At 69.7% G+C, this 19464-nt stretch carries 20 protein-coding genes; all 20 read right to left on the reverse strand.

Translation table 11 applies throughout. From position 1 onward, the window contains the following. Positions 1-12: 12 nt before the first annotated feature. A complete protein-coding gene (locus MCHT01_RS09600) occupies positions 13-933 on the reverse strand; it encodes a type VI immunity family protein (protein WP_067064983.1) in 921 nt (306 codons plus the stop codon). Between the two features lie 14 nt (positions 934-947). Beyond that, entirely contained in the window at positions 948-1898 is a 951-nt protein-coding gene (locus MCHT01_RS09605; RefSeq protein WP_067064985.1) for a hypothetical protein, read from the reverse strand. Positions 1899-1939: 41 nt separating this feature from the next. Continuing rightward, the gene (locus tag MCHT01_RS09610; protein ID WP_148661468.1) at positions 1940-2551 is read right to left on the reverse strand and encodes a hypothetical protein; all 612 of its coding nucleotides are present in this window, start codon (positions 2549-2551) and stop codon (positions 1940-1942) included. Between the two features lie 4 nt (positions 2552-2555). After that, positions 2556-2927: a PAAR-like domain-containing protein gene (locus tag MCHT01_RS26165; protein ID WP_067064988.1), complete on the reverse strand. Its 372-nt coding sequence runs from the start codon at positions 2925-2927 to the stop codon at positions 2556-2558. Next, positions 2924-4036 (reverse strand): hypothetical protein, encoded by a 1113-nt coding sequence (locus tag MCHT01_RS26170; RefSeq protein ID WP_067064990.1) that lies wholly within the window; start codon positions 4034-4036, stop codon positions 2924-2926. Before MCHT01_RS26170 ends, MCHT01_RS26165 begins: the two co-directional genes overlap by 4 nt. After that, positions 4033-5055: a DUF2169 family type VI secretion system accessory protein gene (locus tag MCHT01_RS09625; protein WP_067064992.1), complete on the reverse strand. Its 1023-nt coding sequence runs from the start codon at positions 5053-5055 to the stop codon at positions 4033-4035. Before MCHT01_RS09625 ends, MCHT01_RS26170 begins: the two co-directional genes overlap by 4 nt. A 13-nt stretch (positions 5056-5068) precedes the next feature. Further along, positions 5069-6454 (reverse strand): hypothetical protein, encoded by a 1386-nt coding sequence (locus tag MCHT01_RS09630; protein ID WP_148661469.1) that lies wholly within the window; start codon positions 6452-6454, stop codon positions 5069-5071. Next, positions 6451-6903, reverse strand: coding sequence for a hypothetical protein (locus MCHT01_RS09635; RefSeq protein ID WP_067064995.1), 453 nt, complete (start codon positions 6901-6903; stop codon positions 6451-6453). The genes MCHT01_RS09630 and MCHT01_RS09635 overlap by 4 nt, the downstream gene beginning before the upstream one ends. Before the next feature lie 10 nt (positions 6904-6913). Next, positions 6914-9190 carry a type VI secretion system Vgr family protein gene (locus tag MCHT01_RS09640; RefSeq protein ID WP_084452292.1) on the reverse strand — a complete coding sequence of 759 codons (2277 nt, stop codon included), beginning with the start codon at positions 9188-9190 and terminating at the stop codon, positions 6914-6916. A gap of 194 nt (positions 9191-9384) precedes the next feature. Then, entirely contained in the window at positions 9385-9897 is a 513-nt protein-coding gene (locus MCHT01_RS09645; RefSeq protein WP_067064999.1) for a hypothetical protein, read from the reverse strand. A gap of 90 nt (positions 9898-9987) precedes the next feature. Then, positions 9988-10482 carry a hypothetical protein gene (locus MCHT01_RS09650; protein ID WP_067065001.1) on the reverse strand — a complete coding sequence of 165 codons (495 nt, stop codon included), beginning with the start codon at positions 10480-10482 and terminating at the stop codon, positions 9988-9990. Between the two features lie 139 nt (positions 10483-10621). After that, the gene (locus MCHT01_RS09655) at positions 10622-11086 is read right to left on the reverse strand and encodes an outer membrane protein assembly factor BamE (RefSeq protein ID WP_148661470.1); all 465 of its coding nucleotides are present in this window, start codon (positions 11084-11086) and stop codon (positions 10622-10624) included. Between the two features lie 60 nt (positions 11087-11146). Further along, the gene (locus MCHT01_RS09660; RefSeq protein ID WP_067065004.1) at positions 11147-12142 is read right to left on the reverse strand and encodes a hypothetical protein; all 996 of its coding nucleotides are present in this window, start codon (positions 12140-12142) and stop codon (positions 11147-11149) included. A gap of 88 nt (positions 12143-12230) precedes the next feature. Next, positions 12231-12674, reverse strand: coding sequence for a hypothetical protein (locus MCHT01_RS09665; RefSeq protein WP_067065006.1), 444 nt, complete (start codon positions 12672-12674; stop codon positions 12231-12233). 1 nt (position 12675) lies between these two features. Next, positions 12676-14025 carry a hypothetical protein gene (locus MCHT01_RS09670; protein WP_067065008.1) on the reverse strand — a complete coding sequence of 450 codons (1350 nt, stop codon included), beginning with the start codon at positions 14023-14025 and terminating at the stop codon, positions 12676-12678. Positions 14026-14052: 27 nt separating this feature from the next. Beyond that, a complete protein-coding gene (locus MCHT01_RS26175; RefSeq protein ID WP_148661471.1) occupies positions 14053-15033 on the reverse strand; it encodes a hypothetical protein in 981 nt (326 codons plus the stop codon). Positions 15034-15060: 27 nt separating this feature from the next. After that, positions 15061-16656, reverse strand: coding sequence for a PAAR-like domain-containing protein (locus MCHT01_RS25570; protein ID WP_084452294.1), 1596 nt, complete (start codon positions 16654-16656; stop codon positions 15061-15063). A gap of 5 nt (positions 16657-16661) precedes the next feature. Then, on the reverse strand, positions 16662-17771 hold the full coding sequence (locus MCHT01_RS09685; protein WP_067065011.1) for a hypothetical protein: 1110 nt from the start codon (positions 17769-17771) through the stop codon (positions 16662-16664). Continuing rightward, the gene (locus MCHT01_RS09690; RefSeq protein WP_067065014.1) at positions 17768-18892 is read right to left on the reverse strand and encodes a DUF2169 family type VI secretion system accessory protein; all 1125 of its coding nucleotides are present in this window, start codon (positions 18890-18892) and stop codon (positions 17768-17770) included. Before MCHT01_RS09690 ends, MCHT01_RS09685 begins: the two co-directional genes overlap by 4 nt. Before the next feature lie 14 nt (positions 18893-18906). Next, positions 18907-19464, reverse strand: a complete 558-nt coding sequence (locus MCHT01_RS09695) for a hypothetical protein (RefSeq protein WP_067065015.1) — start codon at positions 19462-19464, stop codon at positions 18907-18909.

The following is a 19464-nucleotide window of genomic DNA, read 5'->3' on the forward strand; positions in this document are numbered from 1 at the left end:
ACACCCGGCAACTCAAGGGGCGACCACGTCCGCGCGCAGCCAAGCCTCCGGCTCCCTGAAGCGCCCCATCCAGGCCTGTCTCACGTCCTCGTCGCGGAACGCGCCGGGCCACGGGCGAGCCCTTTGCAACATCAGCGGCGTCAACAGTTCGTCGACCCGCCGGTAGGCAGCCAGAGAACTCCCGCCATGAATGTCGCCGGTCTCCGGCGCCGATCCCGCCGCCAGCGCGATCCCGTGTCGATCGACGCGAAGGAAGACCCCCTGGGCCGCCAGCCCTGCGGCCTCACCCAAGCGCAGGTTTGCGCGTCGAACCCACTCGCTGCCCACGAGCGTCAACCAGCCCACACTCGGAATCCCCTCCATCGCATCGAACGGCATCGAGGGCGCATCGCCCGGCAAGGCCGCCCAGTGCCGCTTGGACAGCGCCGCGATGCGATCCCAAGCAAGATCCAATCGGTCCCCGTCCGAAATGTGGAACCAGCCCGCGACTCCCCAGGTCAGAGGCAGGTGGCCGATGACCCAGCGCACGAGACCAGTCATGGCCTCTGTGTACCCGCCCGATTCGAACCGGATCGTGATCGTGCTGGACCGCTCGCGGCCTCCCAGGGGCTCGAGATCGACAAAGCGCAGCAACGAACCGCGCGCGCCAGGATCGGAGGCCCATTCGAAGCGGCGGCACGCGGGAGTCGAGCTCGTGGAGGTCGCGGCGTCCGACGGAACGGAACCGGGCAATCGCAGATCGCCTTCAAGCGTCCGCCAACCGGCCTCGCCGCCGGCCCGTCGACAGGCCAGACCCAACGTGCCTTTCAATTGGCGGCTCGCATAGGCCAGGAGGTCCTCGGCGATGGACGTCCGCTCCGCGGCACTGCCGCCAAAATGCAGCACGCATTGAGGCTGGAGCCTCACATCGACCTTGGCCTTGGGAATGGGCATGGCAGACGGGGACCTCAGAAGCTGATGCGGGCCCAGGGCAGCTCATCGTTCCCCGGGTCGTACTCGATGTACGCCGTCACCGGTGATGCGCCCAGGAAGTAGGCCACGCCTGCGTTCGGGATGATCTCCGAGGCATGGAAGTTGGACTTGAGCTCGACGAAGCCGTCCGGCGTCAGCTCGACGCAGCCCTGGTCGCGTGCCGCCAGCAGGATGCGCCCGCCGATCACGCCGACGTCCAGGAACTGCCGTCGGTCGTCCTGACCGAGTACCACCCAGCCTGAACGCGTGCCCTGCAGCACCCGCCCCCCCATGCTGCTGACCAGCACGCTGCCGTCACCGGTGGCGCAGCATCCCGTGAAGGTATCGCTCGGTGACACCCCCTCCGGCGCGGCGACAGGCGACCATGCGCGACCATCGAAATGAAGCAGTGTTCCCCTCTCGCCGACCGCATACACATCGGTCGGCCCGGTTCCACCGAAGGCCCGGATTTCCCCAGCCGCCGCGAAGGCGATGCGCCACGACCGGCCATCCCAGTGATAGATCAGACCGCCCGACGCGGCGACATGGACGTCGTCATCCGCGGTTCCCCACAACGTGCCCAGTGTCGGCCGACCGCCCGCCTCCCGCGGCGGCGGCAAGGTGGTGCTGGTGAAAGGCATGCCGGGCAACAGGGACTCGATGTCCAGTCCGGGCTGGTTCGGCGCCGGCCAGTTCACCGCCGCGCTGGTGTGGACGTGCCCGTTCTCGCTGGCCACCCACAGCGCTCCGCTGGGCGAGGCCCACAGCCGACGCAAGGCGTCATTGCTGTTGAGGATGGGGACGAGGTCCGGCGCACGAGACGCGTCGGTCCGGTACACCTGCCCGGTGCCGTTGCCGGCATCGCCTTCCTCGTAATCGACGAAGAGGAGAAAGAGAGCGCCGCGCACCGGCGCGACGCTGACGATTTCGGAGATCTGCTCTGCCATGTCTGATGTGTTCCTGATCGTTTGTCGGTGACGCGACGGGCTCAGAAGCCGCCGGCACTGCCGGAACCGCCGCGCATCGGCTTCTTGGGCGGCAAGCCCTGGGCCTGGCCGTTGCGCAACGGGGTGCTCTGGGCGACCTTGCCCTGGTAGGACGCATCGACCTTCTGTCGGATGCATTTTGCTGCGGCAGCGGACAAGGCGCTCTTGTCCAGTTCCTTCGCATCGTCGGTGACCTTCCGGTCCTCCAGCACCTTCTTGGCCTCGGGCTCGTACTGATCCATCCATTCCTTGAGCGTCGCGTTCTTCTTCGAGGCCTCGTTGGCCTGACTGAATTCACGCATCGCCTTGGTCAGCCTCTGGTGCTCCGTATCAAGGCTTTGCCCATCCTCGACGATCCAGGTCATCGCCTTGTCGGTGTCGTAGTTGGTGCAGCCATCGATGCGAGGACCATCCCGTCCCTTGACATGCATGTTGGAGCATGGCGGAACATGCTCAGCCTGCCATTCACGGGTGCTCCCCATGTCCTCGTGGGGGCCCATCCGAATCGGCGGGTCAAAGCACGCGAAGATCGTCGCGCAATCGGCATCGCTGATCGCGCCCCCTCCTCCCGCGAGCACCACCTTCAACTGAACCATCGCCGCGCTGGTACCCATGGCCTCACATCTGGTTGCCCATGCCGGAGCTGCCGGTGTAGACCACCGATTCGCCCTCGAACTGGACGTTGGGACTGCCGTCGATGATGAAGGCGGTCGAGCCCGTCTTGTGACTGACGACCTCCTTCTGCGAGCCCGGCTCGTTGCCCACGCAATCGTGGACCACCGCCTGGACGTGGAAGCTCGGCTTGCCGCCGATCTTGACCCCGCGGGTGTCGCCGTCCAGCTCCCCCGAGCCAGCCGGCGTCATGATCGGATACGGGATGGGCACGGGGCTCGGCGCCGCCGGCGTCAGGCAGACGCTGGGATTCATGTAGACGATCTTGTGCCCGGTCGCTTCCCCGGCCGTGTCCCGGTTGTTGGCGATGACGCTCACGCCGGCTCCTTCCGTTCGTGTCGATGCGCCGCGCGCGCCGCGGCGTCCGGCTCCCGGGCCGCCAGCAGCAGCGCGCCGCGCGCGCCGTCGTCCGAGCCCGCCGCCAGCACCGCCAGCCCGTCGCGCGCCACGCCGTGCGCCCAGTCCTGCAGCACCAGCGCCGCCATCAGCGGCAGCGCCGCCGCGCCCACGTCCCCCAGCGCCTTGAGCGGCATGCGCAGGTCCGTCGCCGGATCCAGCACGTCGCCGAAGCGGGCGATGATGTTCTGCACCTCGCGCGTGGCGTGCTTCTCGTGCGACGCGTCCAGCGTCCACACCGCGCAGCGCCGCCCCGCCGCCCGCAGCGGCTCCACCGCGGAGGCCAGCGCCTGCGCGAAGCCGTCCGAGCGGCATGGCGCCTCGCTGCCGACCGGATGCGGCTCGCGGCCCAGGCCCAGCCCGGCCACCCAGCCGTCCTCGGGCCCCGTCGGCGTGACCATCGCGAAGGCCGCCGCCTCGCCCGGTCGCACCCCGTCGACGTTCTCGTGCGTGAGCAGGCGGTCCCGTTGCTGCAAGGCCTCCAGCGCCGGCCAGTGCAACAGGGTGTCGACACCGCCCCAGATCACGTCCCGCCGGGACTCGGCCAGCTGCAGGGCCCGCGCCATCGCGATGGCCCCGGCGGCGCGGCCGAAGGGGAAGGCCTCGATGTCCGCGCCGGCCCAGTCCGGCGGCAAGGCCGCCGACAGCCGCTGAACGAAGTCGCGACCGCCGACATTGAGCTCGTAGCTGCCCGGCTCCAGCGCGAAACGCGCCGGCAGTCCCAGCAGCAGGATGGGCGGCCGCGCGGCCGGTGGCGGCCCGCTCGCGACGCGGCGCCGATGCACGCCCGCCAGCGCATGCGCGGCCAGCGCCAGCAGCCGCTCGCGCGACGGCAGGTCAGGCGGCAGCGCCGGACAGGCGCAGGCCACCACGCGGTGCCCCTCGGCGTCGACGAAGTCCGACAGCCCCACGCCGCTGATGCCGGCCCGCATCAGCAAGGCGGTCTCCGCCAGGCTCTCGCCCAGGCAGGTGACCGCCTCCGCGTGTGCCAGGCCGGCACGCCAGCCGGCGGCTCGCCGTGATGCGCTCATTCGATGAACTCCTTGGCCGACACGGTGATCGAGGTGAAGCGGCGCCGCATCTTCGACGGGCAGCGGAACACCGTCCGCCACACCATCTCCAGCATCAGCGCGTCGCTGTCGACCAGCACCGTGTCGAGATGCGGGCGGCGCGTGTCGGCCTGTCCGTCGATGAGCGCGTCCACGCGCAGCAGGCGCTTGGGCAGGACGAAGTCGAGCACGGCGTCCGCATGCACGCCGGCGATGCGCACCGGCTCGCCGCCGCGCAGCGGCTCCTCGAAGACCAGGCCGGGCGCGGCGCAGTGCTCGTGCTCGGGCCGGTAGTCGGCCGGGCGAGCGGGATAGCCGTCGGCCATCCAGGCCGCGTCGTGCGTGCCGGCCGCCGCGCGGCGCGGGGCGAAGTGCCGTCCGATCGGCGCGCAGCCCGCCGGCACATGACGGCCGCCCGTGGCCGTGACCGGCTCGCCGGGCGCCTCGATCTGCGGCGCGGGTCGGCCCACCAGCGTCTCGGGATGACGGCTGACGCCGCTGCCCACCGGGTTGCGCGCGTCCTCCAGCGGCCGGGCCGGATCGCTGAAATCCGCACCGCCGTAGGCCCGCGACCAGGCCAGCGGCGTCCGCTCCAGCGGACCGCTGTCGCCCGGGCCGATGCTCCCGAAATGACGCGTCCATACGCGGGGCCCGTGCACCCGCAAGAGCTTGATCCGGTCGCGCACCCGGATGCCCACGTCCATCTGCGTCGCGGTCGACCCCGACGGCGGCACCGCATGGCCGCTGAGCACGAAGTCCGTGCCGGGCTTGGGCAGGCCGTAGTCGGCCGGCAGGCGCAGGTCGGCCACGGCGGGATCGCCCCAGGGCTCGTCACCGAGGCGGATCTCCCGCGGCGCCTCCGCCGGACGCAGCCCCTGGCCGGGCAGGATGTCGTAGCTGGCCTTGATCAGCACCAGCCGCGCCTCGGCCCCGTCGCGGTCGAGGATGGGCAGCACCTGGGCGTGGTGACCGCTGTGGTTGTAGAAGGCGGGCTCGTCCATGGCGATCGCCCGTTCACTGCGGCGCCAAGGCCGGCGCCGATGTCGCGGCGCGTGCCGTGCCCGGGGCCACCCCCTCGGCGATCCGGTCGAGCGCGTCTTCCTGCACCGCCACGAAGTCGAACGGGCTGAAGCGGGCGATCGGCACGCGACTCGCCGCGATCAGTTCCAGGTAGAGGTCCTGGCGTCCGGCCCGCCACCATCCGGGACCGCTCAGCTGCGCCAGCAGCACGGCGGCATTCAGCGGACGACCGCCACGCAGGCGGCGCTCGGCCGGCGCCTCGGCGGCCACGCGGCGCCATTCGTCCGCCGGCGAGGTCGCACCGGCGGGCGTCGGTCCGGCGATGGTCGTCAGCGCCTGGGCGGCGAGACGACGTTCCTCGTCGCTGCGCAGGGGATCGTCATGCAGCGCGATCAGATCGGGCATCAGGGCCGGCAGACCCAGCGCCCCGGCCGCGCGCACCGCCGGCCATCGATGGGCCTGGCGCAGCAGGCCGCGCAGCAGGGTCGCGTCGCCGGGGTGGCCATGCAGCGCCAAGGCCTGCAGCGCGCCCGCCCAGCCCGGGTCGCGGGCGGCCATGCGGGCCGCCTGGCCGTGCAGGGCCGGCGAGCGCAGCGCGGCGCCCAGTCGCAGCGCCCTCTGCGCGGTCGGCTCGTCCGTCGAGGCCGCGGCCGTCAGCAACAAGGGTTCGACCCGCGCCGGATCGAAGCGGTGCACCGGCGCGAGCAACGCCGCGCGCACCACGTCCGGGTGGGGGTCGCGCATCGCCTGCGCCCACGCCGCCTCGTCCAGTTGCCAGCGGAAGCCGAGCACGCGGACCGCGGCGGCGCGCAGGGCCGGCGATGCGTCGCGCAACAGCGGCGACAGCCAGTTCGGGAGGTCCTCGCGCGGCGACAGCGACAGCGCCTCCATCGCCTGGGCGCCCTCCTCCGGATGCCGTGCGACGGCCGTCATGACGATGCGTTGCAGCGCGGGCAGCCAGTCCGGGCCGCCGATGCAGCCCAGCGTGAAAGTCGCCGCGAAGACGCGGCCGGGATCGGGCAGGTCCGGATCGATCGCCAGCGCGGCGATCCGCTCCAGCGCCTGCGGCCCCAGGCCGGCGATCGCGTTCACCTGCGCCAGCAGCCGCCGCTCGGAAGCGCGCGGGGTGCGCCAGTCCTCCTCGGGCTGGGGCGCGCGATAGGCCCGCAGCACGCCGACCACATCCAGGCATTCCTCGGCCGCCTGACGCCGGAACAGCGCGGTGCCTCCGGCCGCGAAGGGGCTCGGCGCGTCGGACGACCAGGCGGCGCGCCAGCCCGACAGCGCCGGCACGCGCAGCGCGGGCGCGGGCAGGCCGAGCGCCGCCACGTCGAGCACGGCCGGCCGGTCAATCGTCACCGCCACCATGGCGCCGCTCAATTCATCTTGATCATCGGCGCCAGCAGGCGCAGCAGCCGCCGGCTGCGCGTGGCGAAGTTGGCGCAGACGATCTCCACGTCCCCGTCCGCGCCCAGGCGGATCCGGGACTGACCGTTGCGCAGCACGATGTCGCCCTGGGCCTCGAGCACCAGGGTCTCCGGGCGCTGCGCGAAGGCCAGCGGGTCCGCGACCGGCTGGGGCGTTGGCGCCTGATGGCCGATGCGGCCCAGCACCACGCCACCGCCGGCGCCGTCCTGCCACACCAGCACCGCGTCGCCGCCGGAGCAGGCCGTACCAGGGGTGTCGGGCTGCAGCAGCTCGCAGCGCAGCGTCAGACCGCCGGCCAGCGTCACGCGCAGGCGGCCGTCGTCGTCGATGCCCGCGACCTCGCCGCGGCTCAGGGACTGCGGCTGGCCGATCAGCGGGGCGAGATCGAAAGGATGGGACATCGCGCGTCCTTCAGCTGTTCTGGTTGATGTTGGGCGAGCCCTTCAGGTCCAGGTTGCCGCCGGCCTTGATGCCGATCTTGCCGCTGCCCTGGATCGTGATGGTCGACCCCTTGAGCGTGATCTCGCCGCTGCTCTTGAGGATGAGCTGCGCGGATCCGCACTTGAGCACCAGCTCGGAGGCGGCCTCGACGGCGGCCTTGGCCTTGCTGTTGACGCTGTAGTCGGCGCCCGACTGGAAGCTCATGGTCGAGCCGGACTGCGCCGAATAGCTCGCGCCCGCCTTGTGGCTCATCTTGGCCCCGGCCTCGTGGTTCATGTTGGTGCCGGCGGAGACCGCCTTGCTCAAGCCGATCTGCTCCGAGCTCAGTCCCCCCACCGCCACCACCTTCGCCGCGCCGACCTCCTGCATCAGCGCCGCGCCGACGGCCTGGTTCATCGCGGCGCCCACCGTCAGCGCATAGGCCGCGCCGATGGTCTCGGCCTTGAGCAGCGCGACTGTCACCGTCTGCGTGCTGCCGAAGCTCTGCGTGTCCGACGACCCCACGGTCAGCGTGCGGGTCGCGCCGATGCTCTCGACCTGGTTGGCGCCGACGGTCAGGGTCTCGTTGGCGCCGATGGTCTTGCTGCGGTCCACGCCGACGCTGATGGTCTGGTTGGAGCCCACGCTGATGGACTGGTTCACGCCCACCGACTGCGTCTGGTTGTTGCCCACCGTCTCCGAGTCGTCGACGTCGACGGTGTCGGTGCGGTTGTTGTGGATGGTCGAGGTCTGGTCGTGCTCGATCGTCGTGGCCATGTCGTACTGGCCGTGGATCGTGATCATTTCCTTGCCGGCGGTGTCGTCCATCGACAGCTCGTTGTAGCCGGCGCCCTTGTGGGTCTTGGACTTGATGCCGCTCACGACCGCGCCGGCCGGCAGCCCGTAAGGGGGCATCGACTCGGCGTTGTAGACGCGGCCGGTGATCAGCGGCTGGTCCGGGTCGCCCTCGACGAAGTCGACCACGACCTCCTGGCCGATGCGCGGGATGGAGACTCCGCCCCAGCCCTTGCCGGCCCAGGGCTGGGAGACGCGGATCCAGCAGGAGCTGGTCTCGTCGCGCTTGCCGCGGCGGTCCCAGTGGAATTGCACCTTCACCCGGCCGTACTTGTCGGTGAAGATCTCCTCGCCGCCGGGGCCGGTCACGATCGCGGTCTGCGGGCCCGGGGCCATCGGCTTGGGCGTGCGCCGCGCGGGGCGGAACTGTTGATCCGCCGGAATGGCGCTGAAGCTGCAGCGCAGCGTGGACTCGCCGCTGTCGGACTCGGTGGCGGCCTGGCGCATCTGCATCGAGGTCCCGGTCACCAGGTACTTGGCGTTCTGGTCGTCGCGCGGGTGGCGCTCCAGCGACAGCAGGTGGCCGGTGGCCACGCCCTGCGCGTTGGTGTCGCCGTCGAAGCGGGCGTAGTTGGCCTGGATCTCGTCGAGCCGGTCCTCGGCGTACTGGCTGCCGTCACCCGTCTGCAGGTAGCCGCCCGGGTAGTCGAACACCTCGCCGTCCGACAGGTCGTAGTCGCGGGCGCGGTCCTGCTGGGTCTCCAGCGAGGTGGACGGACGCTCGAAGTCGAAGTCGGTGATGACGATCTTGCCGGGCTTGAGGCTCTCCTGCGCGACCCAGGCGTCGACGAACTCCAGCGCCGGCGGCGCGTTGCCCGCGCCTCCGTAGAAGGGCAGCGAGGCGCAACCGGGCGCGGCGTCGTGGGCCGAGGCCGAATCGGTGAGCACCAGCGTGTGGCCGCCCTCGTCGTGGGTGAAGTACCAGTAGATGCCCTCGTGCTCGAGCAGGCGGGAGACGAAGTTGAAGTCGGTCTCGCGGTACTGGACGCAGTAAGTCCAGGTGCGGTACGGGCGCTGGAGGCGGAACTCGTGACGGGCGACGGGGTGGTCGTCGAAGACCGCCTTGACGATGTCGGGCACCGTCATGTCCTGGAAGATGCGGCAGTCCGCGGTGCGCGTGAGCAGCCAGAGCCAGGGCCGCACCGTCATCTCGTAGAGGCAGTGGCGCCCCTCGAAGCCGGCCAGCGCGAAGCGGGTGACGTAGCCCGAGAGATGGCGGGGCGCGGCGTCGCGCAGGGCCACGGTCAGCGTGGCGGCCTTGCCCAGCAGGTCCGCGGCGCGGATGTCCTTGCGTTCGCTGAGCAGGGTGAGCGTGATCTCGCCAAGCTCGCTCAGGCCCTCGCGCGCCGAGCAGGCGTGCACGCGCAGGTCCTCGGGGGGCAAGGGGGTCTTGAGGCGGAGGGGGACGGCCATGCCCGCACGGTAGGCATGTGCGGGGATCGCCGGAAGCGACCAAAGTCATTCGCGGCGAGGGCCGCTGTCATCGGGGGAAACGGCGGTGACGGGTTGTCACCGGAGAGAGCGACGCCGGGATGCCGCGGTTACAGGCCGGGCGCCCCCCGTGGCGACCATCTGCTCCCCAAGCAGATGCGCCAGCGCGCACGGCGTCAGATCACGACAGGCAGCGCGACGGTCAGGGTGAGCAGCGTGCCGTCCTCGTCGTAGTCGGCGGTGACCTCGAAGTCGTCGACCAGCCACTGCTCCCACTCGACCACGCCCTCCTCTTCCTCGCCGTCGGCGGGCTCGCCGAACTCGCGGTGGGCGTCCTCGCGGGTGGCGACCTCGGCCTCGGCGAACGGGAGCAGGCCCTCGAAGGGGTCGACCTCCTCGGAACCCTCGGGGTAGTAGAAGAGCGCGCTCAGCACGGATTCCCCGGCGCCCTGGGGCTCGCCGTAATCCGCGGCGTGGGCCTCACGGGGGGAGAAGGACATGACCACGCCGAGCTCCTTGAGCATCACGAAGCCGGCGCGCATCTCCTTCTTGCGCTTCTGGGAGAGCTCGGTGGCGCCCTCGACGCCCGGGGCGTACTGGAGGATCGCGGCGACCAGCGGCGCGTCGAGCTCGGTCAGTCCGATCAGCTTGGGGAGATCGGCGGGAAGAATGGGCGTGGTGGAGATCATGGGGTGGGACGATACCGCGAAGCGAGGGGTTCGCGGCACTCCGCCCCGGGGAATTCCGCAGGACCTCACCCTCCCGCGCGGACACGACGGTCAAGCGCCAGCCAAGCGGCTCGGCTCATCCGGCTCCACGGGCAACTGGACCGCCAGGACATCGGATCGGCCGGTGTCGTCGAAGCCCGCGAAGACCGCGTGCCCCTCGCGATCCCAACGAGCCCGGTTCAGATCGGAACAGTGCCACGCCGGCTCGCCGAAGACGCCGCGCAGGTCGTCGAGCGTCCGTCCGAACGCCAAGCCGTCAGGCATCCGCCCGCCGAATGCCTGGAAGGTCTTCAGGCCGGGCCCATAGAAGCGCACGTTGTCGAGCACGAGCGCGCCTTCCGGGTACTCGCGTGCCGGGGGCACATCCAGGTCGCGCTCGCGGACGAAGGTCAGCTCGACGCCCAGTTCCCGCTTGAGCAGGAACGCGCTGCTGTCGCCCCTTTTGAGTCGGGGCGCGGCGTCGATGCCCAGGAGGGTCAGGAGCTCGGCGATCGCGGGCTCGCCGTGGTAGCTGCCGAGCAGCGCGATGGTGTGGGACAGGTCCATGGTCAGGCGGGCGACGAATGCGGTCGCCGGATTCTCCCGACGGGCTGGCCGAGGGCCAATTGACCTTCGGCCGGGGCGGATTGCCCATCCGCAAGTCGCGGGTCGGGCGGCTCAGGCGCGACGGCGTCGCTCGCCCCGTTCAAGCATCGGAGATCTGAAGCGTGACCAGCGTCATCCTCTGCCCATCCTCGGAGAAGTCGACGATCAGCGAGCGGCCGTCGCCTCGGTCCCAACGATCGTTCGGAAACACCGGGCTGACCGAATCCGGCGGGCCGAGCAGCGCGGAGACATCGCCGCGCGTCATCTCGGCGGTCAGGCCCTCGGGAAGCCCCTGTCTGAACCCAGCGTGTTTCCCCGTGGCCTCGGGATAGAGGAACACGGCGGAGAGGACCAATGCCCCCTCGGAAAGACCGCCACGGACCATCGATGGAACGGCCTCGACCAAGGTGAAGACCAGGTCGAAACCACCCTCGGGCACTTCGATTCCGATGTCGTGGCTGCCGCGCTTGAGCTTGACGCGGGACGGCGGAATGCCGTGACGAACCAGTAGCTCCTGGACGCGAGGATCGGTGGATGTGGCGGAGACAAGTTCGTAGGGTTTCATTTGGCGATGCACGTGCGCGTTCAATCCCTCGACGGAGGTTCTCTCGCTCATTGCTGTCAATCAATCCGCGTAAGGAACGACGACCTTGCGCCACTCGCGGCCGTCGAACGTGGAGACGGACCACAGGTCCGCCACCACCAGGAGGCCATCGTGCGCATCCATGTGGCCAGAAGCCAGCACTGGCTTGCCTTCATGCTCCGGCACCGCGATCTCACGGCCATTCCAGACCCGCAGCTGATAGTCGGAGGCGAGCCAGAGCTTGCCGTCGAACCAGCGCGTGTCGTTCCACAGGACGCTGGATCCGCCCTTCTCCAACTCGCGCCAGGTCGACTGCGGCCCCACCCACAAGGTGCCGCCTTCGCTGGTGATGTAGACGTTCCCGTCACCAGCGCAGGTCACCGTGGCGAGCTGCTCGTTCGTCGGGAAGCCCATCTGGCGCCATTCGCGCCCATCGAAGTGCCAGACGTCGCCGTGGCCGCCGACGGCGTACAGATCAGTCTCGGAGAACCCATCCAGGTCACGAAAGCCCGCGGAGCGAAGCTCACCTTCATCGCTCGACATGGGAATCCCCTCGACGAGGTCCCAGCGGCCGACTCCGGTCCGCTTGTAGAGCCGGCGCGCGAGGGCGACGGCATAGGTCTGGTTCCCGAGGCTGCGCAGGCGCTGAATCCCTGGCCAGTGGCCCGCGTCGACCTTCTCCCAGGGACCGTCGAGTCCGCCTCCCGCCGGGTAGGTGTCGCCATCCCGGTCCATCGACGCCACGAGCACGCCCTCATGGAATGGCGCGCGCGACACGCCGATCCGCGGGTGCGTCATGCCCTTGAGCTCCCGAAAGCCGACGTTGTCTTCCGAGGGGCCGTCCAAAAAGATCGTGGCGACCCGGGTGGCAATCTGGCCGTCCAGCAGATGGGAGGCGGCATCGGGCGGCATCGATTGCCGCGCCACGGTCTGCAGCGTGGTCCGGTCGCGGATCGCGACGCCGACGATCTCATAGCCCTTGAAGACGTCTTCCCAGGCGGATCGGTTGAGGACGGCTGGCGCCGTGTCGAGGGTCATCGACTCATCCACTGCGTGAATCGCTTCACTGCGGTGGCGCCCCGACCTCGTCGCGACTGAGCGGCAGCCAGTCGGGCGACTCGCGACATCATCGCCCTTCCGCCCATGCGGTCGCGCTGAGCTCCCGCCAGAGCGGCGGAAGCGCCACGATCCCGCCCTGGTGCGGATCGACCATCCCCGACTCGTCGAGCGCCAAGGGTCTGAGCCGCACGCGATCCGCGGGCGACGCCCCCGGGACGACATCCTCGACGATGGCGGCCTGCACGCAGTGCCCTTGCCGCCAACGCAGCAGCAGTGGCAGGTCCGGCGGGATGAAGCCATCCAGGAACTCGGCGTGGTCTTCCAGATCCAGCCACATCCACGCGACATGCGCCGGCATCGAGTTCGAGCACAAGGCGTCGAAGAGCGGACGCAGTCGCAGGCACTTCTGGCACCAGGCCTCGGCGCCGAGCACGACGAGCAGTTCCGCTTCCGGCTGCGCCAGATGTCGCGCCAGCGATCGCGCGTCGTTCCAGGGGTCGAAGGTGGGCATGTCAGGCAACCTCTTCGAGGCCCATGCGGCGCAGCTGTCGCGCCTGATGACTCGGCGTCGCGCGCAGGTCGACGGCGTACTCGGGATGCATGCGAGACAGCGCGTCGGCCGCGATGAAGCGCAGGGCCTGCGCGTGGTCGCGGTTGGGGTCGAGGATGTCTCGCAGCAGGTGCGGATGGACAGGATGGGCGAGCAGCATGCGCTGATCGCGGGGCCATCCGTGCCGATTGGCCGGATGCGCGCTCACGAGCATCGCGTCGGGCAGCGGCAGGCCGGCGTCGGCATCGCGACGCTCGGCCGTCATCGGCGCATCGAGATCGACCGGCGGTTCCTCCGCGGTCAGCCCCTCCCCCGACAGATCGACGGCGGTCAGGCATTGCCAGACCCAGCCGGCCCAGCGCGCCTGCGAGGGGTCGCGCATCGCGGCGACCACGAAGTCCAGCAATGCGGGATCGCCCGCATGCAGCGAGAAGTTCAGTCCCTGGCGCAACGGCAGGCTGCCGACCAGTTGACCGAGGTCCGGATGGCCGACGGGCACCATGGCGGCGAGCTCGCGCAGCCAGCGGTCGAGCCGGCGTCGCGCCGGCACGCGGTACCAGCCGGTGGCCTTGGCCAGGACGTCGGCTTGCTCGACGACGGCTCGCCACAGCACGCCCGATGCGCGAGCCCGCTCGTCGGCCGCATGGCCTCCGTCGGACATCGCGGCGCTCCAGGCGATGGCAGCCTCGGCCCGGACCGGGCTCGATGCGTCGTCGAAAAGTGGGCGAAGCAATCCGGGTCGCCGCGGCCCGACGGCCCGGCAGGCCGCGGCCCGCACGTGGGGGTCGGCATGCTGGAGCAGCGCCGCGGCGCCGTCGGGAACCTCCTCCCTCAGCGCGCTGGCGCGCAGTGCGAGCACCAGGTCGACGGGCTCGACGCTCGTCCAGGCGGTATCGATCCAGGCCTGGGCATCGCGCCCGGCCGCCCAGGCGAGCGCCGCCGCGGCGCCACGAAGGACGGCGTCCGGCTGGCGGCGGACCGCGCGCAGGACACGCTCGACCCGGGCCGCCCGCGAGCCGGCGTCGCCCAGCAGCGCGCAGTACATCGCCACGAAGGTCTCGCCGGCCTTGCCCCAACGATCCAGTCCGTCGAGAGACAGTTCATACGACCGGGGGTCGTTCAGCCGCAGGCCCTCGAGATTCGCCTCCAGCAGCTGCGAGAAGTGCCAGGCGCGCCGCGCGCCGAGGTGCGTCGCTTCCGCCGGGCGGTCGAGAACCGTCCAGTAGAAGGCGGCGTCCTCGACGTGGCGTCGGACGATGAGCGAAACGAAGGGACGATCCAGTGCGATGGAATCGTGATCGGAAGCAACCATGAACTCGCGCGCCTGCCCGTTCCGGGATCAATCCTTGAAGGGCTCGACGACCTTGCGCCAGGTCTGGCCGTCGAAGGTCGAGACCGACCACAGGTCCGCGACGACCAGCAGGCCGTCATGCGCGTCCATGTGACCCGACGCGAGGATCGGCTTGCCGTCGTGCTCGGGCACGACCAGCTCGCGTCCGTTCCACACACGCAGCTGGTAGTCGGAGGCGAGCCAGAGCTTGCCGTCGAACCAGCGCGTGTCGTTCCACAGGACGCTGGATCCGCCCTTCTCCAACAGACGCCACGTCGAGTTCTGCCCGACCCAAAGGCTGCCGCCCTCGCTGGTGATGTACACGTTTCCGTCGCTGGCGCAGGTCACGGTGGCCAGGCGCTCATTGGTCGGAAACCCCATCTGACGCCATTCCCGTCCATTGAAGTACCAGACCTCGCCATGACCACCGACGGCATACATGTCCGTCTCGGAGAAGCAATCGATGTCATGAAAGCCCGAAGCCTTCATCTCCTCTTCGTTGCGCGGCGCTTCAATGCCGGCGATCTTCTGCCATCTCCCTACGGCGACACGCTTGTGAATCTCCCGTGCCGTCCCGACCGCATAGGTGAACCCACCATGGCAGCGGAGACGAGCCACTCCTGGCCATTGTCCAACCGCGATCTTCTCGAGCGGCCCGTCACCACCACCAAACGGCCAGACATCACCATCCGAGTTCGCTGACGCCACCACAGCACCGGGGCGGCTGAACGGGTCGCGACTGACCCCAAGGCGGGGATAGGCGAACCCCTTCAACTCCTGGAAGCCGACGTTGTCATCCTCCGGGTCCGAAAGAAAGATGGAGGCCACGCGAGTTGGAATCTGGTGGTCCATCAGGTGCGAACCTTCATCCGGTGTCACGGCTTTCCGGGCCAGGGTCTGGATCGTCTCGCGGTCACGTACGGCAACGCCGGTGATTTCAAAACCCTGATAGACGTCTTCCCAAGCGGACCGATTGAGTACGGGGTTCATGTTGTCCTTCACTTCAAAACGATTCGATCACTTCGAGTTGCCACGCTTCGTAGGAGCAGCGGGCGGATCGATGATCTTGGCTTGCGCATCGACCATACCCGGTCGGCTGTTTCCACAAGTGTTCTTGTAGTACGACTCAAGTTGCGATCGGATGCACTCCTTCGAACAGCCCGAGAGCGGGAACGCTTCCTTATGGGAGTCGGCGGCGGCATCAATCGCGTCGTCCATGCTCATCTTCCCGTCAGCCCCGACCTTGCCCATCTTGAGCTTGCTCCGGTGCATCGCGGCCAGGGCATCATGTGCCCGACCGTGGCTGCCGTGATTCTGACTGAAGCCCTCCACGCAAACCGTCGGCGCCGCGTCGTGGTCGTAACCAGAGCACTGCTCCATCAACGACCCCTCCGGGATCAGATGGTGGCCTGTCTGCCCTGAGCAGCAGCCCCCGCTGGTGGCGGACTCCACGCTCGACTTCCCTTTCCCCGGGAAGCTGTTCTTCTTGTAAGGCACGAGATTGCACTTTCTCGCCCGGGTGCAGTCGTTCAAGGTCGCCAGCATGTCCTGACCCTCGGTGGCCAACTGCAGCACTTCCTTGTCGGTCATCTTGTCGATGTCGCCGAACTTGCTCGCGAGATTCTGCAGGTCCTTCGCCTTCTTGGTCAGGACCTCCAGCCGCTCGAGTGACTCCGTGGCGACCGTGCGGATCTCCGCCACGTCGCCGACGGCCACCGCCGCGTCGACGGCCGACCAGATCGCCATCGCCGCGTTGCCCCAGGCAGGAACGGAACTCCCCGCCAACTGCTTCGCGGCGGCCTTCGCGCCCCATTTCATCGCGGCGTTCTTGCCGGCGTTGAACGCCATGTCGGTGAGCTGTTCCTTGAGCGCATTCATCAAGTTCAGTTCACCCGGCAGGTTCTTGTAAGCGTCCTGCAACTTGCCCGCGTATTCGCGTGCCTGCTCGTACCGGGCGACCATGGCGCCAAGTCCGTCGCAATGGTCGTCCGTCCAATGCCAGCCCGACTTGTCGCGTCGTCCCTTGCCACTCTTGCTCCGGAACTTCTGCAGCAGCTGCGACAGCTTGCTGTGCTTCTTGACCGAGCTGCGGGTCTCGGAATGGTCCTTCTCCGGCGCGCAGGCTCGCTCGATCCGGGCCTCCTCCTTCTTGCACGGGTGCCCGCCCAGCAGCCCCCGCGACACATACGGGAACGTCGGCGTGTTGCTCGGCATCGACCCGTGGTTGTGCGTCACGAGGTCGAGGTTTCTCGGCACGCCGAAGCCTTCGAAGACCACGTCGCTCGACCAGTTGGTGAAGTAGGCCTTGCCCTTGATCACCCCCGTCGCCACGCCCTTGCCGAAGGCCTGGGTCGCGGGCTCGTTGCCGATGCTGGTGTCGAACCTCGACTCGTTCTCGATCGCCACCATCTGGCCGGCGATCATCACCGTCTTCGTCCCGTTGGCGATCGAATCGGCAAAGCAGGTGTTGGGATAGGGAATGACCACCGGACCCGCGGCCGGGCCCGGCGGGCTCCAGCAGGGATCCGGGGAGGCGCTGGAGGACACGCCGGAAGATCCGACGGCCTTGCTGGCGATCTCCTGGCCGTTGGCGTAGACGTGGGTGGCTGGCATGGTCCTCAGGCAGTGTCTTGGGCCGGCGCGCGACTGCGCAAGATCAGGGCGGAACGACGCCCGTCGTCGTCGGCGAAGTGCAGCAGGCCGGTCCGGCCCACGCGGATCGTGCCCGCGCGCCCCGTCTCGGCGTTGGTACGCATCTCGTGCGAGATCCACCCCAGCGTCGCCACGGCGCCAGCCGTGCCGGCGTCCCCGATGAACTGCGCGATGCGGTGATGCGGGAACTGCTCGCGCTTGCGCTCCATCGCGCGCGACATCGCGAGTTCGATCTCCCGCCCCATCCAATGCTCGCCGTTCATGCCGCTGGCGTGAAATTCCGAGTCGGCCACGGCGATCCCGGACTGCCGAGCCGCCTCGCGAAGCGTCGCGGTCAAGGCTTGTGCGCGGATCGGCTCGTCGCCGTCCAGGCGCCAGTCGTCCTGCCCGCTCGCGGCGCCCGTGATCCAGACCTCGGCGGCGCTCGATGGAGGCGCCAGCCGCGTCAGCATCACCGCTGCGGCGGCCTCCCCCGGAATCAGCGCGTCGGTGTGCCGTTCCTCGGCCAACCGGTGCTGCGCGAGCAGCCGATCGATCGTCGGCGCGGTCAACAGGCTGTCCGACGCCAGCATCAGCACATGACGGATCGGCTCCTCGCCGTCGCCCCCCTGATCGAGCCAGCGCGAGGCCATCTGCACGCCGTCGGCGAGACCGCCCTTTCCCGCATGCATGGCGCGGCTCGCGCGATGCAGCCCGTAGCCGGTGCTCAGGCCCTGGAAGACCTCATGCAACTCGCGCAAAGGCGTGGCCGGCTGAGACGCGGGAGGCAGCAACAGGAGCAGCGCCGTCGTGGCCGGCAGGACCTGCTCGCCCTCCTGGCTTCGCGCGCGCGCCCAGGCCTCCTCGAAGGCCAGGCGCGCCAGCGCGGCCTGGCGCTGTCCGCCCCAGACGTTGAAGCCGTCGACCGGCGCGCCGACGACCGGCTTGCCGCCCAGTCCGACGAAGCGCGTCTCGCGGAACAAGTTCAGGCGGGACCGGATCGCGGCCGAGGTGCGCGGCAGCGTATGACCGAGCGCGCTGCACAGCCCTTCGGCGACGACACGGATCGGGCGCATCCCGTTCGACTCGCCGCTCATGCCGTCACCTCGTCAGGGCTCGTGTCCTCCGCCGCGCCGGGCACGCCACCGCAACCGGCGCAACCACCGGAGATCCGCTGCCGCCACCACACCGGGTCCACGGGACCGATCGCCACTTCGCTGAACTCCTGGATGCTGCGGTACTGCCGGACGCTGGCCCGCCAGACCACGCTGAATCGCCGCTCCTCGGGCTCGAAGAACAGGGTGTCGACAACCGCCGTCGGCGCCTCCTGCTGATAGTTGGCGCGCAGCACCCGCACCTGCATGTCCAGCCGGGGCAACGCGAAGCTGAGCTGGGGCAGCTCGCGCATCAGATGGGTCAGGCGCACCCGCTCGCCGCCCCGTGGATAAGGCATCTGCTGGTCTGGTGGCGCGACCTGGTGGAAGCGCTCGTCGAAGTCCTCGGGTGGCAGAGGGAACACGTCCCGGCGCCAGCGCTCGTCGTAGGTTCCCGCATGGGCGCGGCGCGGCAGCCAATGGCGGCCGATCGCGCCAAGCGCCCAAGGCAGGGCCTCGTCCCCGGGATGCCGCAGCGGCCGTGACGGATCCTCCAGCCGCGGCGCGGGCAGCCCATCCATCGCCCGCCAGGTACCCTCGCCCGCAAAGCCCAGACCAATTGGGTTGAACTCGTGAACCTCGGCGTGCCCCTCTCCCTCGGGCAAGGACCGCGTCCCGCCAAATGCGAAGGCATGGTGCAGCGGCAAGCTGATGAAGGGCTCGGGCTCGGTCAGCGTGAAGTCCTCGCGGCGCGACCCGGTGGCGCGCCAGCGACGCTCGCCGATGACGCGGACACGCTTGTTGAACTCACCGACCTCGACACCGGCGACCAGCTCGCGAACGGCGAGGCCATCGGGCGCATGGGCTTGAGCATCCAGGATCACATCGCAGCGCGCCTTGAAGCGCGCCATGTCGGCGCCATAGCGCATCGGACTTTCTCCGGGCGCACCGAGGTAGTCGTCGGCAAGCACGATCGCCTGAGGCGGCAATGGACGCGGCCGTTGACCGGGGTCGGGGATCTGCCAGGTCGCCTTGACCGCGATCACCAGGTGCTCTCGCCCCGTCGCATCCAGGGCGACAGCTGCGTCGGCCGCGAGATGACGGGAACCCACATGAAGCTGCATACCCGCTCGCGCCCTCAGTTCACATGCACCGACCCGCCCACGATGCGCTGCGTCGCGGTGGCGTGGCTGGTGATGTAGGTGCCGCGCAGCTGGATGCGGCCGTCGGCGGTGAGGACGATGCAGGCATCGCCGCATCGCAGTTCGAGTTCATCGGCGGCCTCGATCACTTCGCGGTGACCGTCCGCGGTCACGACGAGTCCACGCGGCGCCTCATCCGGACGCGCGTTCTGCCGATCGACCTCATTGACGGCGGACGCCTGGGCGCCATTCCATAGCAACCCGAGCACGATGGCCGAGCCCCCCGCGAGCACGCTGAGCGCCACGCTCTGTCCTTCGTTGGCGGCCGAGAGCGGCACCAGGCTGTGCGCCACGCCCACGAGGCCCAGTCCCGGCACCTGCGCCGCGCCGGTCCCGCCCGGCGCGGGCGCCGTCCGCAGCGTCCCGATGATCACCTGCCCCGGCGCCGGCATCGCCGACACCTGCGCGCCCTGGTTCAACAGCGCGTGCAAGGGCGAGGCCTCCACCGGCGCATCCTCCGTGGCGCGCGGCTGCATGTCGATGACGGTCCGCAC

This window comes from Mitsuaria chitosanitabida ATCC BAA-476 = NBRC 102408, assembly GCF_001598255.1.
GTDB lineage: Bacteria > Pseudomonadota > Gammaproteobacteria > Burkholderiales > Burkholderiaceae_C > Roseateles > Roseateles chitosanitabidus.

Bases quoted from the DNA above. Each gene is read 5' to 3' on its own strand.
- MCHT01_RS09600 (WP_067064983.1), bottom strand. From the start codon at position 933: ATGCCCATTCCCAAGGCCAAGGTCGATGTGAGGCTCCAGCCTCAATGC.
- MCHT01_RS09605 (WP_067064985.1), bottom strand. From the start codon at position 1,898: ATGGCAGAGCAGATCTCCGAAATCGTCAGCGTCGCGCCGGTGCGCGGC.
- MCHT01_RS09610 (WP_148661468.1), bottom strand. From the start codon at position 2,551: ATGGGTACCAGCGCGGCGATGGTTCAGTTGAAGGTGGTGCTCGCGGGA.
- MCHT01_RS26170 (WP_067064990.1), bottom strand. From the start codon at position 4,036: ATGAGCGCATCACGGCGAGCCGCCGGCTGGCGTGCCGGCCTGGCACAC.
- MCHT01_RS09625 (WP_067064992.1), bottom strand. From the start codon at position 5,055: ATGGACGAGCCCGCCTTCTACAACCACAGCGGTCACCACGCCCAGGTG.
- MCHT01_RS09635 (WP_067064995.1), bottom strand. From the start codon at position 6,903: ATGTCCCATCCTTTCGATCTCGCCCCGCTGATCGGCCAGCCGCAGTCC.
- MCHT01_RS09640 (WP_084452292.1), bottom strand. From the start codon at position 9,190: ATGGCCGTCCCCCTCCGCCTCAAGACCCCCTTGCCCCCCGAGGACCTG.
- MCHT01_RS09645 (WP_067064999.1), bottom strand. From the start codon at position 9,897: ATGATCTCCACCACGCCCATTCTTCCCGCCGATCTCCCCAAGCTGATC.
- MCHT01_RS09650 (WP_067065001.1), bottom strand. From the start codon at position 10,482: ATGGACCTGTCCCACACCATCGCGCTGCTCGGCAGCTACCACGGCGAG.
- MCHT01_RS09655 (WP_148661470.1), bottom strand. From the start codon at position 11,086: ATGAAACCCTACGAACTTGTCTCCGCCACATCCACCGATCCTCGCGTC.
- MCHT01_RS09660 (WP_067065004.1), bottom strand. From the start codon at position 12,142: ATGACCCTCGACACGGCGCCAGCCGTCCTCAACCGATCCGCCTGGGAA.
- MCHT01_RS09665 (WP_067065006.1), bottom strand. From the start codon at position 12,674: ATGCCCACCTTCGACCCCTGGAACGACGCGCGATCGCTGGCGCGACAT.
- MCHT01_RS09670 (WP_067065008.1), bottom strand. From the start codon at position 14,025: ATGGTTGCTTCCGATCACGATTCCATCGCACTGGATCGTCCCTTCGTT.
- MCHT01_RS26175 (WP_148661471.1), bottom strand. From the start codon at position 15,033: ATGAACCCCGTACTCAATCGGTCCGCTTGGGAAGACGTCTATCAGGGT.
- MCHT01_RS25570 (WP_084452294.1), bottom strand. From the start codon at position 16,656: ATGCCAGCCACCCACGTCTACGCCAACGGCCAGGAGATCGCCAGCAAG.
- MCHT01_RS09685 (WP_067065011.1), bottom strand. From the start codon at position 17,771: ATGAGCGGCGAGTCGAACGGGATGCGCCCGATCCGTGTCGTCGCCGAA.
- MCHT01_RS09690 (WP_067065014.1), bottom strand. From the start codon at position 18,892: ATGCAGCTTCATGTGGGTTCCCGTCATCTCGCGGCCGACGCAGCTGTC.